The sequence below is a fragment of the Streptomyces capillispiralis genome, from assembly GCF_007829875.1.
In the GTDB taxonomy this organism is placed as follows: Bacteria; Actinomycetota; Actinomycetes; order Streptomycetales; family Streptomycetaceae; genus Streptomyces; species Streptomyces capillispiralis.
In genome coordinates, this window is record NZ_VIWV01000001.1 from 4744296 (window position 1) to 4759277 (window position 14982).

Genomic DNA, 14982 nt, shown 5'->3' on the forward strand with positions numbered 1-14982 from the left:
GGAATCCCCCGTGCTTTTCAGCACGGGGGATTTCTGCGTTTTGGGGGCACATCGGGGGAGCCTTCCGGTCCCAGGGGACCGGAGAGTTCCCGGAATTACAAGCGACCCGCTGTCTTCAGAGCGAGGTATGCGTCCGCGAGGGCCGGGGGGAGTTCCTCCGGAGTCGCGTCCACCACGGTGACGCCGTGACGGCGTAGTTGTTCCGCGGTGCGGTCGCGTTCCGCTTGGGCCTGTGCTGCCGCCGCTGCCTCGTAGACTGCGTCGGTGTTTCCGCGTGCCGTGGCCATCCTGGCGACGTGCGGGTCGGCCACGGAGGCCAGGAGAACCGTGTGGCGCTGGGTCAGCTGGGCCAGGACGGGGAGCAGGCCCTCCTCGATGGGGGCCGCGTCGAGCGTGGTGAGCAGCACGATCAGGGACCGGCGGGGCGCCGTGCGCAGGGCCGTGGCCGCCAGGCCCCGGGCGTCCGTCTCGATCAGCTCGGGTTCGAGCGTGGCGAGGGCGTTGACGAGGGAGGGGAGGACGTCGCCGGCCATGCGGCCCTGGACGAGCGCCCGCACCCTACGGTCGTAGGCCAGCAGGTCGACGCGGTCGCCGGCGCGGGACGCGAGAGCCGCGAGGAGCAGGGCCGCGTCCATCGAGGCATCCAGGCGGGGGGCGTCGCCGACGCGGCCCGCCGAGGTGCGGCCGGTGTCGAGGACCAGCAGGATGCGGCGGTCGCGTTCGGGACGCCAGGTGCGGACCGCGACGGTGGACTGGCGGGCGGTCGCGCGCCAGTCGATGGAGCGGGTGTCGTCGCCGGGGACGTACTCGCGCAGGCTGTCGAACTCCGTGCCCTCGCCCCGGGTGAGCACGCTGGTGCGGCCGTCGAGTTCGCGCAGCCGGGCCAGCTTGGACGGCAGGTGCTTGCGGCTGGTGAAGGGCGGCAGGACACGCACCGTCCAGGGGACCCGGTGGGTGCCCTGGCGGGCGAGGAGGCCGAGGGGGCCGTAGGAGCGCACGGTGACGCGGTCGGCCTGGCGGTCGCCGCGGCGGGTGGGGCGCAGACGGGTGGTGATGCGTCGGCGTTCGCCCGGGGGGATCGTCAGGAGGTGGCGGGAGGCCGCCGCCTCGGTGCCGGGCTGCCAGCTGCTGGGGGGCCAGGCGTCGCGGACGCGGGCGCGCAGCGGGCGGCGGGACGGGTTGGTGACCGTCAAGGTGACGTCGGCGGTGTCGCCCAGCCGTACGGAGGTGTCGCCGGAGCGGGTCAGGCGCAGGTGGCGTACGGGGGCGGCCAGGGCGACGTCGCAGGCGCAGGCGAGCGCGAGGGGAGCGTTCACCGCGAGGAAGCCCGTCCAGCCGGGGTCCCAGATGCCTACGGGGAGGGAGCCGAGGGCCGCGAGCAGGGCGGCGCGTCCGGTGAGGGCCATCAGCGGGGGACGGGGACGTGGGCGAGGATCGCGTTGATGACCGAGTCGGTCGTGACGCCTTCCATCTCGGCCTCCGGGCGGAGCTGCACGCGGTGGCGGAGGGTGGGGAGGGCGAGGGCCTTCACGTCGTCGGGGATGACGTAGTCGCGGCCGGTGAGCCAGGCCCATGCGCGGGCCGTGGCCATCAGCGCGGTGGCGCCCCGGGGGGAGACGCCGAGGGTGAGGGACGGCGACTCGCGGGTGGCGCGGCAGATGTCCACGACGTAGGCGGTGATGTCGGGGGAGATCGTCGTGGTGGCGACGGCGCGGCGGGCCGCTTCCAGGTCGGCGGCGTTCGCGACGGGGCGTACGCCGGCGGCGCGCAGGTCGCGGGGGTTGAAGCCGTCGGCGTGGCGGGTGAGGACGTCGATCTCGTCCTGGCGGGAGGGGAGGGGGATGGTGAGCTTGAGGAGGAAGCGGTCCAGCTGGGCTTCGGGGAGGGGGTAGGTGCCCTCGTACTCGACCGGGTTCTGGGTCGCGGCGACCAGGAACGGGTCGGGGAGCGGGCGGGGGGTGCCGTCGACGGTGACCTGGCGTTCCTCCATGGCCTCGAGGAGGGAGGACTGGGTCTTCGGGGGCGTGCGGTTGATCTCGTCCGCGAGGAGGAGGTTGGTGAAGACCGGGCCGGGCTGGAAGGAGAACTCGGCGGTGCGGGCGTCGTAGACCAGGGAACCGGTGACGTCGCTCGGCATGAGGTCGGGGGTGAACTGGACGCGCTTGGTGTCGAGCTCCAGGGCGGCGGCGAGGGCGCGGACGAGGAGGGTCTTGGCGACGCCGGGGACACCTTCGAACAGGACGTGGCCGCGGCAGAGCAGGGCGACGACGAGGCCGGTCACGGCGGGGTCCTGGCCGACCACGGCCTTGGCGATCTCGGCGCGCAGGGCCTCCAGGGAGGCCCGGGCGGCGGCCGGGTCCCCGGTGTGCGCGGCGTTGTCAGTGGTCGGGTCCATCATGGACGGCGTACCTCTCTTTCGAGGGCGTCGAGGTGGTCGGCGAGCCGGATGAGTGCCGCGTCGTCGCCGGGCGGCGGGCCGAAGAGGAGGGGGTGCAGGGGCCGTCCGTCGTCGTTGAGGTGGGCGGACAGCGCGGGGAGCAGGGCCTCGGGCGCGTGTGCCTGAGGGGTGGGGACGCCTACGAGGGGGGCGAGTCGGGTGCGGGTGGCGGAGCGAAGAGCGGCGGCCGCGCGGTCGCGGGCGTCGGTCTTGCGGTAGAGGCGGGCGCGGCCTTCGACGGTTTCGGAGGCGCGGATTGCGACGGGGAGTTTCTCGGGCACCAGGGGGCCGAGTCGGCGTGCCCGCCACAGGGCGGCCAGGGTGGCGGCGAAGAAGAGTTGCAGGGTGCCCCACAGCCAGCCGGAGGGGAGCAGGTCGAGGAGGTCGCGTTCGCCTTCTGAGGAGGCGGTGGAGGCGTCGGCGGGTGAGGGGAGGTACCAGACCAGATGGGGGCGCGAGCCGAGGAGTTGCAGGGCGAGCGAGGCGTTGCCGTGCTCGTCGAGGCTGTCGTTGAGGAGGATGTCGGGCGAGCCGAGGAGGACGGTGTCGCCGTCGCCGGAGGGTGCGGGGATGCGCAGCAGGGTGGACAGGCGCTCGCTGGGGTAGCACTCGTCGGCGGTGAGATGGGTGGTGGTGTAGCGGATGCCGCCGGTGTCGGCGGTGCCGGCGCGGCGGGCCGCGGGCAGGTCGCAGTCGGGGGAGAGGGTGGAGTCGAAGCTGGTGGCCGGGTCGGCGGTGACGCCGGGGGCGAGCCGTTCCACGGACGCGCTGCCGGAGGAGACCAGGACGGTGCGGCCCCGGGAGCCGACGAAGGCGGAGTGCAGCCGGGTCTGCTGACTGGGGGTCAGCAGGTCGGGGACGGCGACCAGCAGGGTGGTGTCGGGGGCGGCCGCGGCGGAGGCCTCGTCGAGGGTGGTGACCACGCGGGTGTCCACACCGCGGTCGGCCAGCAGCTCCGCGACGGCGCGGCTGCCGTAGGGGTCTGCGGAGCGCGGGTCGAGTTCGCCGTGCCGGGCGTCGGAGCGGACCACGGCGATCGCGACGGCCGCCGCGAGCAGCAGCACCAGCGCGAGGGCGACGCCCCGCGCGCGGGTCCACACCTGGCGGGCGGTGGGCGAGGCCGAGGTGGCGGAGTGGGTGACCTCGGTCGTCATCCGGCGGCTCCGTGGCGGGCGGTGGTGTCCGTGCCCGGGGCGCTGCCGGCGAGCTGGGGTGTGGTGCGCTCCAGGTCGTGGTCGAGTGCGGCGATGCGCCGGTACGACTGCTCCGTCGCGGCCCGGCCGCCGTATGTCACGTCGTCGAAGTCGCGGGCGGCGGTGTGCAGCGGGCCGGTGTGGGCGGGCAGGGCGCGGCCGGCTTCCGCGGCGGCCTCGTCGGCGGTGCGGCCGGGGCGCAGGTCGAGCAGGGCGCGTTCCTCCAGGGCGCGGACGATGGCGCGCATGCGTTCCTGGACGGCCTGGTTCCAGTGGCCCTGGGCGGCATGGGCCTCGGCGGCCGCGCGGTGTTCGGCGGCGTTGCGGGGGCGGTCGTCGAACAGGGCGGGTGCCGTGGTCGGCCGGCGGCGCGGAGTGCCCAGGCGCCACCACAGGGCGCCCAGGACGGCGATCACGGCCGCGATGATGACGACGAGGCCGAGCGTGCCGCCGGGTGAGGCGGTGGAGGCGGCGTCGAAGAGCTTGCCGACCCATTCCCAGAAGGTGTCGAGGGCCCGCTGGAACCAGCTGGGGTCGTTCTCGCGGTACATGCGCTTGGACAGCTCGCGCCGGGCCGCCTCCCGCGCGGGATCACGCGGGACGGTGACGGGCGGCTCGTCGTCGCCGCGCAGCAGCAGGCGCACGGCCGTGTCCGCGGCCGCGGACAGGGCCTGTACGGATGTGAGAACTCCCCCCGTGGCGGTCACCGCATCAGCTCCCCGGGGTGGTGCCGTGGTCCGGGACGCCCGCGGCGCGGGCCAGTTCGAGGTCGAGGGCTTCGCGGCGGATGCGCTGGTCGATGTAGAGGAGCACGGTGACGCCGGCCGTGATGGGGAACGTGATCATGGCGCCGATGACCGAGCCGATGCCGCTCACGATGAGGAACGTCCAGCCGATGTCGCCGCCGGCGGTGTTGAGGAATCCGGAGACGCCGTCGCCGCCGAGGGCAGCGGCGAGGAAGGTGAACGGGATGACGATGATCGACGCGACGACGTTGGCGATGAGCGTGGCGAGCAGCTGGATGCCGAAGACCCGCCACCAGGAGCCGCGCACCAGCTTGGCGGAGCGGCTCATCGCCTTCACGATGCCCTGCTTCTCCAGCATCAGCGTGGGCGAGGCCAGCGAAAAGCGGATCATCAGCCACAGGGCGAGGACACCGGCGCCGACCACGCCCAGGACGGTGAGTCCGAGGCCCACTTCGCCGCCCGCCGCGAGGGTCACGAGGAAGCCGGGCAGCGCGCCGGCGGTGATGATGCCGGCGGTGATGAGCAGCAGCAGGCAGATCAGGCCGAACAGCTTCACGACCTGGGGGCGCGCGTCGCGCCAGGCCTCGCCGGTGGTGACCGGCTTGCCGAGTACGGCGCGGCTGGTGACGGTCGTGAGCAGGGCGGTGGCGGCGACGGTGCCGACCAGGGTGATCAGGAAGACCACGCCGGAGTTGAGCAGGGCGTCGCCCATGGCGTCGGTCAGCTCGCCGAGGGTGGCGCTGGGGTCGTTGAGCGCCGCGGTGCTGGAGCTGTCCAGGACGAGGCCCTGGAGGAGGACGACGACGATCTCGGTGAGGACGGCGACGGTCAGCGAGATGCCGAGGACCGTGCGCCAGTAGGTGCGCATGGTGGAGACGGCGCCGTCGAGGATCTCACCGACGCCGAGCGGGCGCAGCGGGATGACGCCGGGCTTGGCCGCGGGCGGGGGGCCTCCCCAGCCGTTGCCCCAGCCGCCTCCCCAGGCACCGTGGCCGCCGGGTCCGCCACCGGGTCCGCCACCGTGGCCGCCGGGCGGCGGGGTGCCCCAGCCCGGTCCGGGCGGTGGCGGCGGGGGAGTACCGGCCGGGTCCGTGGGGCCGGTGGGCGCGGACCACTGGCCGGCCGGCGGCTGCTCCTTGGACCACTTGACGCCCGGCTCCTGCGGGGCTCGGCCGGGCTGCTCGGGCTGGTCCGCGGGCTGCTCGGGGTCCTGGCGGCCGGCGGGCTCGGCAGGTCCGGACGCGGCCGGCTCCTGCCCTTCGGACGGGGCGGATCCGGGCGAGGCCCAGCCCGGAGTGTCGTTCATCGTCGCTCCTTCACGGTGCCCGTCCGCGGTCGCGGCGGCAGCTTGGCTGCCATCGTGCCATGGGGTGGTCATCGGCGGTCCGGGCGAGGTGGGGCCTGCGTACCTTCTATTGTCCGCGCCGGAGGGGGCAGACTGACGGCATGGCTGATCAGTACGCGCACAGCGGCGACATCAAGCGGCCGACCGAGATCCCGGCGCTGCGCTGGGAAGAGCCGCCCGAAGGGCCCGTTCTGGTTCTGCTGGACCAGACGAGGCTGCCGGCCGAGGAGGTCGAACTCGTCTGTACGGACGCGTCCGCGCTGGTGGAGGCGATCCGCTCGCTCGCCGTGCGCGGTGCCCCGCTGCTGGGCATCGCGGGCGCCTACGGCGTCGCGCTCGCCGCCGTGCGGGGCTTCGACGTGGACGACGCGGCGGCGGCGCTGGAGAGCGCCCGGCCCACCGCGGTGAACCTGGCCGTGGGGGTGCGCCGGGCGCACTCCGCCCACCGGGCCGTGCTCGCGCGGGGCGGGGACCCCCGGCAGGCGGCGGGGGCGGCGCTGGCCGCGGCGCGGCAACTGCACCGGGAGGACGCCGAGGCCAGTGCCCGGATGGCCGAGCACGGTCTGGCGCTGCTGGACGAGCTGCTGCCCGGCGGCGGGCACCGTATCCTCACGCACTGCAACACCGGTTCGCTGGTGTCGGGCGGTGAGGGGACGGCGTTCGCGGTGGCGCTGGCGGCGCACCGGGCGGGGCGGCTCAGGCGCCTGTGGGTGGACGAAACGCGTCCGTTGCTGCAAGGTGCTCGCCTGACGGCGTACGAGGCGGCCCGCAGCGACATGGCGTACACCCTGCTCACCGACAACGCGGCGGGATCGCTGTTCGCGGCGGGCGAGGTGGACGCGGTGCTCATCGGGGCGGACCGCATCGCGGCCGACGGATCGGTGGCGAACAAGGTGGGGAGCTATCCGCTCGCGGTGCTCGCGCGGTACCACCATGTGCCGTTCATCGTGGTGGCACCGGTGACGACGGTGGATCCCCGGACGCCGGACGGGGCGTCGATCGAGGTGGAACAGCGTCCCGGACACGAGGTGACCGAGGTCACGGCACCGCAGGTGCCGGTGGCCGGAACGGAGGCGGGAGGGGGGATTCCGGTGGCACCCCTGGGGACGCAGGCGTACAACCCGGCGTTCGATGTGACGCCGCCGGAGCTGGTGACGGCGATCGTCACCGAAGAAGGTGCAGTTTCGCCCGTGACGACCGAGGCTCTGGCCGCGTTGTGTGCCAGGTCACGCCAGGTAACGATTAGCTAATGGGATGATGTCGTTTATGAAGGGACGAGTCCTTGTCGTCGACGACGACAGCGCACTGGCCGAGATGCTCGGCATCGTGTTGCGCGGTGAAGGTTTTGAGCCGTCTTTCGTAGCCGACGGCGACAAGGCGCTGGCCGCTTTCCGTGAGGCCAAACCCGATCTCGTACTGCTGGACCTGATGCTGCCCGGACGGGACGGCATCGAGGTGTGCCGCCTGATCAGGGCGGAGTCCGGGGTGCCGATCGTGATGCTCACGGCGAAGAGCGACACCGTCGACGTGGTGGTGGGCCTGGAGTCCGGGGCCGACGACTACATCGTGAAGCCGTTCAAGCCGAAGGAGCTGGTGGCCCGTATCCGGGCGCGGCTGCGCAGGTCGGAGGAGCCGGCGCCGGAGCAGCTCGCCATCGGTGACCTGGTGATCGACGTGGCCGGGCACTCCGTGAAGCGGGAGGGGCAGTCGATCGCGCTGACGCCGCTGGAGTTCGACCTGCTGGTCGCGCTCGCCCGCAAGCCGTGGCAGGTGTTCACGCGCGAGGTGCTGTTGGAGCAGGTCTGGGGGTACCGCCACGCGGCGGACACCCGGCTGGTCAACGTGCATGTGCAGCGGCTGCGCTCCAAGGTCGAGAAGGACCCGGAGAAGCCGGAGATCGTGGTGACCGTCCGTGGTGTCGGGTACAAGGCAGGACCGAGCTGACATGTCCGGTGACAGTGCCGCTTCGGCGCCCGGCCGGTCCGGGGGCCGTCCGGGGCGGCCTGTCGGCCGGAAGTCGGCGGGCTCGCGCTGGGGACGCCTCCTCGAGGGCGGGCTGCTGCAGGGCGGGGTCCAGGGCAGCCCGGTCATCCGGCTGTTCGTGCGCTGGGTGCGCCGGCCGCTGCTGCCCGTCATGCGGCTGTGGCGGCGCAACATCCAGCTCAAGGTCGTCGTCACGACGCTGCTGATGTCGCTGGGCGTGGTCCTGCTGCTGGGCTTCGTCGTCATCGGGCAGGTGCGCAACGGTCTGCTGGACGCGAAGGTGAAGGCCTCGCAGAGCCAGGCCACCGGCGGGTTCGCGGTGGCCGAACAGCAGGCCGACGAGGCCGTGAGCGTCACCGACGTCCAGGGCACCGCGGTGGACGGCCGGCCCGCGCAGAGCGTCATCCAGTGGATGAGCGACCTGGTGGAATCGCTGTCCAGCGGTGGTCAGGGAGCCTTCGACGTGGTGACCCTGCCCGTGAGCGACGAGAGCGGCAGCGGGCGCGGTCCGCGCGCCTCCGGTGAGGTCAACCCGACGGCGAGCGTGCCGGCGGCCCTGCGGGAGCGGATCGACACCAGCACCTCGGCGGCGCAGAGCTACACGCGCATCGTCTACGACACCAAGAAGGACTCCCAGCCCGGCCTGGTGATCGGCAAGCAGGTCAGCGACCCCAACGGCGACCCGTACCAGCTGTACTACCTGTTCCCGCTCACCCAGGAGGAGCGGTCGCTCAGCCTGGTCAAGGGCACCCTGGCGACCGCCGGGCTGTTCGTCGTCGTACTCCTCGGGGCGATCGCCTGGCTCGTGGTGCGCCAGGTCGTCACTCCGGTGCGGATGGCGGCCGGGATCGCCGAGCGGCTGTCCGCCGGGCGGCTGCAGGAACGGATGAAGGTCACCGGCGAGGACGACATCGCGCGGCTGGGCGAGGCGTTCAACAAGATGGCGCAGAACCTCCAGCTGAAGATCAACCAGCTGGAGGACCTGTCGCGGATGCAGCGCCGGTTCGTGTCGGACGTGTCGCACGAGCTGCGGACGCCGCTGACGACGGTGCGGATGGCCGCGGACGTCATCCACGAGGCGCGCGAGGACTTCGACCCGGTCACCGCGCGGTCGGCGGAACTGCTCGCCGACCAGCTGGACCGGTTCGAGTCGCTGCTCGCGGACCTGCTGGAGATCAGCCGGTTCGACGCCGGCGCGGCGGCGCTGGAGGCGGAGCCGATAGACCTGCGCGAGGTGGTACGGCGGGTGGTCAGCGGGGCGGAGCCGCTGGCCGAGCGCAAGGGCACGCGGATCAGGATCACCGGTGACCAGCAGCCCGTCGTCGCCGAGGCCGACGCACGCCGCGTGGAGCGGGTGCTGCGCAACCTCGTCGTCAACGCGGTGGAGCACGGCGACGGCAAGGACGTCGTCGTGAAGCTGGCCGCGGCCGGCGGGGCGGTGGCGGTGGCGGTGCGCGACTACGGTGTCGGGCTCAAGCCGGGGGAGGCGACCCGGGTGTTCAGCCGTTTCTGGCGGGCCGACCCGGCACGCGCGCGGACCACCGGCGGTACGGGGCTGGGGCTGTCCATCGCCCTGGAGGACGCGCGGCTGCACGGCGGCTGGCTCCAGGCGTGGGGCGAACCGGGCGGCGGCTCGCAGTTCCGGCTGACGCTGCCCAGGACCGCGGACGAGCCGCTGCGGGGCTCCCCGATCCCCCTGGAGCCCAAGGACTCGCGGCGCAACCGGGGGCTGGACGACGCGGGGCTGCCGCGCGGCGGCGGGGACGACGAGAAGCGCGCCACGGTCCCGGCGCAGCAGCCGGGGGCCGACGGGTCCGCGCGGGCGGTCCGGGACCCGTTGGCGCTGAGGCCGGCGTCCGTGACCCCCACGGCCGACCCCACGGCGCTGCCGGGCAACGGCGCCCGCGTGGTGTCCCGGCCCGGCGGCGCGGGAGCGGCCTCCGGGGCGCGGAGCGCGGGCGGGCCGGGTGGTCCGGGTGGTCCGGGCGGCTCGCCGTCCGTCGGGGACGGCGGGGACGGGGACGGGGACGGCCACGGAGAGGTGCGGGACGCGGGGCGCTCCCACGACGGGCGTCACGGTGACGGACCTGATGACGGTGCCGGACGTGACGGGGCCGGCCCGGACGGGGCCGTCGGGCGGCCGTCGCGGGCGGATCGTGCCGGTGACGCCGGACGGCCCGACGGCGGCCGCGGCGCGGGGGGCGCGGGACGGCCGGAGGGCGGTGCCGGGGACGCGGAACCGGGTTCCGGCACCGGGACCCGGGACGAAGCCGGCGGACGGGGCGACAGTGCGGCGCGAGACGCGCAGCGGGACGGGGAGGCATCGCGTGGGCGGTGAGCGCGGTGGGCGCGGCCGGAGGGCATCGGTGCGGACGGTGGCGTACGCCGCCGGCGGGGTCGTCCTGCTGGCCGGGTGCGCCTCGATGCCCGACGACGGCGATCTGCGGGGCGTCGAGTCCACGCCGCGGCAGGACACCCAGGTACGGGTGTTCGCCATGCCGCCGAGCGAGGACGCCACCCCCACGCAGATCGTGCAGGGCTTCCTGGAGGCGCTGACCAGCGACGACCCGGACTACAAGACCGCGCGCCAGTATCTGACGCGGGAGGCCGCGAAGACCTGGCGGCCGGAGCTGTCCACCACCGTGCTGTCGGACGGGCCGGGCGCCCAGGCCGACCGTCCCGACCGGCAGGACATCGGCTCGCTCTCCTACACGCTGACCGGGACCAAGGTCGCCACCGTGGACGCGCAGCAGTCCTACGCGCCCGCCTCCGGCTCCTACACCAAGCTCGTGCACCTCACCAAGGACACCGAGAACGGCCAGTGGCGCATCGACGCGGTGCCGCAGGGCGTCGTCATGGGGAAGTCGGACTTCCAGCGCAACTACAGGGCCGTCAACAAGTACTACTTCGCCTCGAACGACGGGGGCACCGCCGGCGGGACCACGCCGGTGGCGGTCGCCGACCCCGTCTACGTGCGCAGTCACGTCGATCCGACGACCCAGATGGTGCGTTCCCTGGTCGGCGGGCCGACGAGCTGGCTGGACCCCGTCGTGCGGTCCGGCTTCCCCACGGGGACGGCGCTGCGGAAGGACGCCGGTCCGCTGACGCCGGACGACCGGGGCAGGCTGACCGTGCCGCTCAACGACCGGGCGGCCGGTGTCGGCACGGGCCGGTGCGAGGAGATGGCGGCCCAGCTGCTGTTCACCCTGCGCGGGGTCGGTCCCGCGGTGGAGGAGGTCGAGCTGCGGGCCGGTGGCGGGCCCTTGTGCCTGCTCACCCAGCAGGGCGCGGAGATGGTGGCCACCACGGGCGCGCCCCCGCCCGACAACCTGTACTTCGTCGACGACGAGCACCGCGTGGTGCGGATCGCCGCGGGCAGCAGCGACACGGAGCCGGACCCGGTGCCCGGTGCGCTGGGTGAGGGCGAGAAGGCGCTGCGTTCGGTGGCGGTCGCACGCGACGAGCAGACCGCTGCCGGGGTCGGGCTCGACGGCAGGTCGCTGTTCGTCGCCCCGCTGGAGCCGGGCGGTTCCCTCGGCGAACCCGTGCTGCACAGCGCGGGCAAGACGGAGGAGGACCGGCTCACCACGCCCAGCTGGGACGCCCGGGGCGGGCTCTGGGTGGCCGACCGCGACCCCGCGGCCCCGCGGCTGTACCTGCTGGAGGACGGCGCCGAGGAGCCGCTGGAGGTGCGGACGCCGGGCCTCGACGGCCGGGTGCGGGCCGTGCGGGTGGCCGCCGACGGGGTGCGCATCGCGCTCGTCGTGGAGAAGGGCGACCGGCACTCCCTGCTGATCGGGCGGATCGAGCGGAGCAGGCCGGACGGCGGGACGGACGAGCGTCCCGCGGTCACCGTGCGGGACCTGCGCTCCGCGACCCCCGAGCTGGAGCAGGTCACGGCCATGTCCTGGGCCGGGGACAGCCGGCTCGTGGTGGTCGGGCGCGAGCAGGGGGGTGTGGAGCAGATGAAGTACGTCGAGGTCGACGGCTCCACGCCGGACGTGCCGCCGCCCGCCGCCCTGACCGGCGTCAAGGCGGTCACCGCCTCGGAGGACGAGAGCGCGCCGCTGGTGGCGTACTCCGTGGACGGGATCGTCCGGCTGCCCTCGGGGGCGCAGTGGCAGAAGGTGACGAAGGGGACCGCGCCGGTCTATCCGGGGTGAGCCAGGCCCTCCCGCCGCCGCGCGCCGGTTGTCCACAGGGGTGGCCGGGGGCGGCGGGCGTTGGCACAGTGGGCCCATGCGGGACTGGTGGCGGGACCTCACCGACCTGGTGCTTCCGGCCGAATGCGGCGGGTGCGGCAGATCTCGCGCCGTGCTCTGCACACCGTGCCGTACGGCGTTGAGCGGGGCCCCGCCGCGCCGGGTGCGGCCGGTGCCCGAGCCGGCCGGGCTGCCCCCGGTCCATGCGGCGGCCCCGTACGCGGACGAGGTGCGCGCCGCGTTGCTGGCCCACAAGGAGCGGGGCGCCCTCGCCCTCTCCGGGCCGCTGGGCGAGGCCCTGGCGGGAGCGGTGCGGGCGGGGCTGGGGGCGGCTTCGTCGGGGGAGTCTGGTGCCTCCGGTGCGTCAGGTGCCTCGGGTGCCCCGGATGCCTCGGGTGCCCCGGGTGTCTCGGGGGCGCCGGGAGCGGCGGTGGCACGGACGTCGGGCGGGGGCCGCGTCCGAGGGGCGTACGGCACCGGTGCCGGCGTGGTGCTGCTCGTCCCCGTGCCGTCCGCGCGGCGGGCCGTGCGGGCGCGCGGGCACGACCCCGCGCGGCGGATCGCGTACGCGGCGGCGGGTGAGCTGCGGCGTGCGGGGGTACCCGCCCGAGTACTTCCCGCGCTGCGGCAGCGACGGGCGGTGGCCGATCAGTCGGGGCTCAACTCCCGGCAGCGGCTGGCGAATCTCGCGGGGGCGCTGACGGTGGCCCCGGGGTGCGGCCGGCTCCTCACCGGGGGCCGGGTCGTGCTGGTCGACGACCTGATGACGACCGGGGCGTCGCTGGCCGAGGCCGCGCGTGCGGTGCGGGCGGCAGGCGCCGAGCGGGCGCGGTCACGGACCGCGGCACCGGAAGCGGAACCGGACGGGACACCCGGTCCGGGGCCGGAAACAGGCGCCGGTTCGAGTATTTCGGGGGCCGCGTTCGTGTACCCGGGTGGGACACGGGAAAGGAGAGGGGAACAGCGGAACGGATCAGCTGAACAGAGTGCGGGTCGGTGCTCCGCCCGGGCGCCGGGTGCGGCGGGCGCGGGTGGCGCCGACGGGATCATCGACGTGATGTGCGCGGCCGTCGTCGCGGCATCACCGAACGCCTTCGAAATACACCGGAACTGACTGAGTGCGTGCGTCGTTGCAGGTAATGAGAGGACTAATTCACCTGAATGGAGGTAGGGCGCGGTAGAGGGTGACGACTTCCGTCCCGGCGAGATATGTTCGGTTGAGAGGGAAAGCCGCAGGCCACACCTCTTGAATCCGATTGCCGTGCCGCGGGTTCCGGCAAAAGCGCCCCCGCGCCGGTGGAGTGGAGATCTCGCTCGTGGGGGAGGAGGTGGAAGTCACCGAGTCCGAGGTTCCGGACGTCACCGGAGCCTGGTGCAAAAGGGAGACGCTCCGCACAGAAAGCGGAGTGATCCGGGAACGGAGTTCTGCGTGGACATCGTCGTCAAGGGCCGCAAGACCGAGGTGCCCGAGCGGTTCCGGAAGCACGTGGCCGAGAAGCTGAACCTGGAGAAGATCCAGAAGCTCGATGGCAAGGTGATCAGCCTCGACGTCGAGGTGTCCAAGGAGCCCAACCCCCGACAGGCCGACCGCAGTGACCGAGTGGAGATCACGCTCCGCTCCCGCGGTCCGGTGATCCGGGCGGAGGCAGCGGCGAGCGATCCGTACGCGGCGCTCGACCTGGCAGCGGAAAAGCTGGACGCCCGGCTGCGCAAGCAGCACGACAAGCGTTTCTCGCGGCGCGGTGCGCGCAGGATCTCCGCAGCGGAGGTCCCCGACCACGTCCCGGGCGCGGCGACGCTCAACGGGACCGGCGCGCCCTCCGTCGAGGAGGAGCGGGAGGCCGTCCCGACCAAGAAGATCGGCTCGCTGGAAGTACAGGGTGACGGACCCCTCGTCGTCCGCGAGAAGACCCACGTGGCAGCGCCCATGACCCTCAACCAGGCCCTCTACGAGATGGAACTGGTGGGGCACGACTTCTATCTGTTCGTCGACTCCGAGACGAAGGAACCCAGTGTCGTCTACCGACGGCACGCCTACGACTACGGCGTGATCCACCTCAGCACCGACACCATGGTCACCGCGACCAACTCCCCCGAGGCGGGCGGAACACTGGGCGGCTGACCCTGCCGGGCGTGAGCCGATCCGGTGCCCCTGGTGCGCGTGTGCGCCCCCAGGGGCACCGGTGTGCGCCCACCGGGCGCGCCCACCGGCACCGGAGTGTCCCCGGGGCATGGAATCATGGCGGCAACGGCCCAACCGGTGGGCCGTTGCCTTGGGTTGGCGATGGCTCAGGACCACAGGCCACAGCCTTCAGGGGGAGGAACGATGGCGGACAGCTTCGGACCGATGCATGACGGGGACGCGGACGACGGCGTCGCCGGCACGGGCCCGGACGCGGACACTCCACGCAAGGAGCCGATCAGGGTCCTTGTGGTGGACGACCACGCGCTGTTCCGCCGCGGACTGGAGATCGTGCTCGCGGCCGAGGAGGACATCCAGGTCGTCGGCGAGGCGGGGGACGGCGCCGAGGCCGTGGAGAAGGCGGCCGACCTGCTGCCCGACATCGTGCTGATGGACGTGCGGATGCCCAAGCGGGGCGGGATCGAAGCGTGCACCTCCATCAAGGAGGTCGCCCCCAGCGCGAAGATCATCATGCTGACGATCAGCGACGAGGAAGCCGATCTCTACGACGCCATCAAGGCGGGCGCGACCGGCTACCTCCTCAAGGAGATCTCCACGGACGAGGTGGCCACCGCCATCCGCGCGGTGGCCGACGGGCAGTCGCAGATCAGTCCGTCCATGGCGTCGAAACTGCTCACCGAGTTCAAGTCGATGATCCAGCGCACCGACGAGCGGCGGCTCGTGCCCGCGCCCCGGCTGACGGACCGTGAGCTGGAAGTCCTCAAGCTCGTCGCCACGGGGAAGAACAACCGCGACATCGCCAAGGAACTGTTCATCTCCGAGAACACCGTGAAGAACCACGTGCGCAACATCCTGGAGAAGCTGCAGCTGCACTCCAGGATGGAGGCGGTGGTCTACGCGATGCGGGAGAAGATCCTCGAGATCCGCTGAGGC

At 73.4% G+C, this 14982-nt stretch carries 12 protein-coding genes; 7 read left to right on the forward strand and 5 right to left on the reverse strand.

Annotated features, from left to right (window positions below; all coding sequences use genetic code 11):
- Nucleotides 1–95: 95 nt before the first annotated feature.
- The 5 genes from FHX78_RS20635 to FHX78_RS20655 are packed head-to-tail and all read right to left on the reverse strand — an operon-like array spanning nucleotide 96 to nucleotide 5682.
- Nucleotides 96–1406 (reverse strand): DUF58 domain-containing protein, encoded by a 1311-nt coding sequence (locus tag FHX78_RS20635; protein WP_145868903.1) that lies wholly within the window; start codon nucleotides 1404–1406, stop codon nucleotides 96–98.
- The gene (locus FHX78_RS20640) at nucleotides 1406–2395 is read right to left on the reverse strand and encodes an AAA family ATPase (protein ID WP_145868904.1); all 990 of its coding nucleotides are present in this window, start codon (nucleotides 2393–2395) and stop codon (nucleotides 1406–1408) included. Before FHX78_RS20640 ends, FHX78_RS20635 begins: the two co-directional genes overlap by 1 nt.
- Nucleotides 2395–3591 carry a DUF4350 domain-containing protein gene (locus FHX78_RS20645; protein WP_145868905.1) on the reverse strand — a complete coding sequence of 399 codons (1197 nt, stop codon included), beginning with the start codon at nucleotides 3589–3591 and terminating at the stop codon, nucleotides 2395–2397. The genes FHX78_RS20640 and FHX78_RS20645 overlap by 1 nt, the downstream gene beginning before the upstream one ends.
- Nucleotides 3588–4337 (reverse strand): DUF4129 domain-containing protein, encoded by a 750-nt coding sequence (locus tag FHX78_RS20650; RefSeq protein ID WP_145868906.1) that lies wholly within the window; start codon nucleotides 4335–4337, stop codon nucleotides 3588–3590. The genes FHX78_RS20645 and FHX78_RS20650 overlap by 4 nt, the downstream gene beginning before the upstream one ends.
- A 4-nt stretch (nucleotides 4338–4341) precedes the next feature.
- Entirely contained in the window at nucleotides 4342–5682 is a 1341-nt protein-coding gene (locus FHX78_RS20655; protein ID WP_145868907.1) for a proline-rich domain-containing protein, read from the reverse strand.
- A gap of 140 nt (nucleotides 5683–5822) precedes the next feature.
- Here FHX78_RS20655 and mtnA point away from each other — a divergent pair, with 140 nt between their 5' ends.
- The 7 genes from mtnA (at nucleotide 5823) to FHX78_RS20695 (ending at nucleotide 14979) form a co-directional block, all read left to right on the forward strand.
- A complete protein-coding gene (gene mtnA, locus FHX78_RS20660; RefSeq protein WP_145868908.1) occupies nucleotides 5823–6971 on the forward strand; it encodes an S-methyl-5-thioribose-1-phosphate isomerase in 1149 nt (382 codons plus the stop codon).
- 4 nt (nucleotides 6972–6975) lie between these two features.
- Nucleotides 6976–7665, forward strand: a complete 690-nt coding sequence (mtrA, locus tag FHX78_RS20665) for a two-component system response regulator MtrA (protein ID WP_189908751.1) — start codon at nucleotides 6976–6978, stop codon at nucleotides 7663–7665.
- A 1-nt stretch (nucleotide 7666) separates the two neighbouring features.
- Nucleotides 7667–10042: an MtrAB system histidine kinase MtrB gene (mtrB, locus tag FHX78_RS20670; RefSeq protein ID WP_229924220.1), complete on the forward strand. Its 2376-nt coding sequence runs from the start codon at nucleotides 7667–7669 to the stop codon at nucleotides 10040–10042.
- A complete protein-coding gene (locus FHX78_RS20675) occupies nucleotides 10032–11867 on the forward strand; it encodes an LpqB family beta-propeller domain-containing protein (protein WP_145868910.1) in 1836 nt (611 codons plus the stop codon). The genes mtrB and FHX78_RS20675 overlap by 11 nt, the downstream gene beginning before the upstream one ends.
- A 76-nt stretch (nucleotides 11868–11943) precedes the next feature.
- Complete coding sequence (locus FHX78_RS20680) at nucleotides 11944–13020, forward strand: ComF family protein (protein WP_145868911.1); 1077 nt, start codon at nucleotides 11944–11946, stop codon at nucleotides 13018–13020.
- Between the two features lie 315 nt (nucleotides 13021–13335).
- Nucleotides 13336–14028, forward strand: coding sequence for a ribosome hibernation-promoting factor, HPF/YfiA family (gene hpf / locus FHX78_RS20690; RefSeq protein ID WP_145868913.1), 693 nt, complete (start codon nucleotides 13336–13338; stop codon nucleotides 14026–14028).
- A gap of 204 nt (nucleotides 14029–14232) precedes the next feature.
- A complete protein-coding gene (locus FHX78_RS20695; RefSeq protein ID WP_145868914.1) occupies nucleotides 14233–14979 on the forward strand; it encodes a response regulator in 747 nt (248 codons plus the stop codon).
- Nucleotides 14980–14982: the final 3 nt, after the last annotated feature.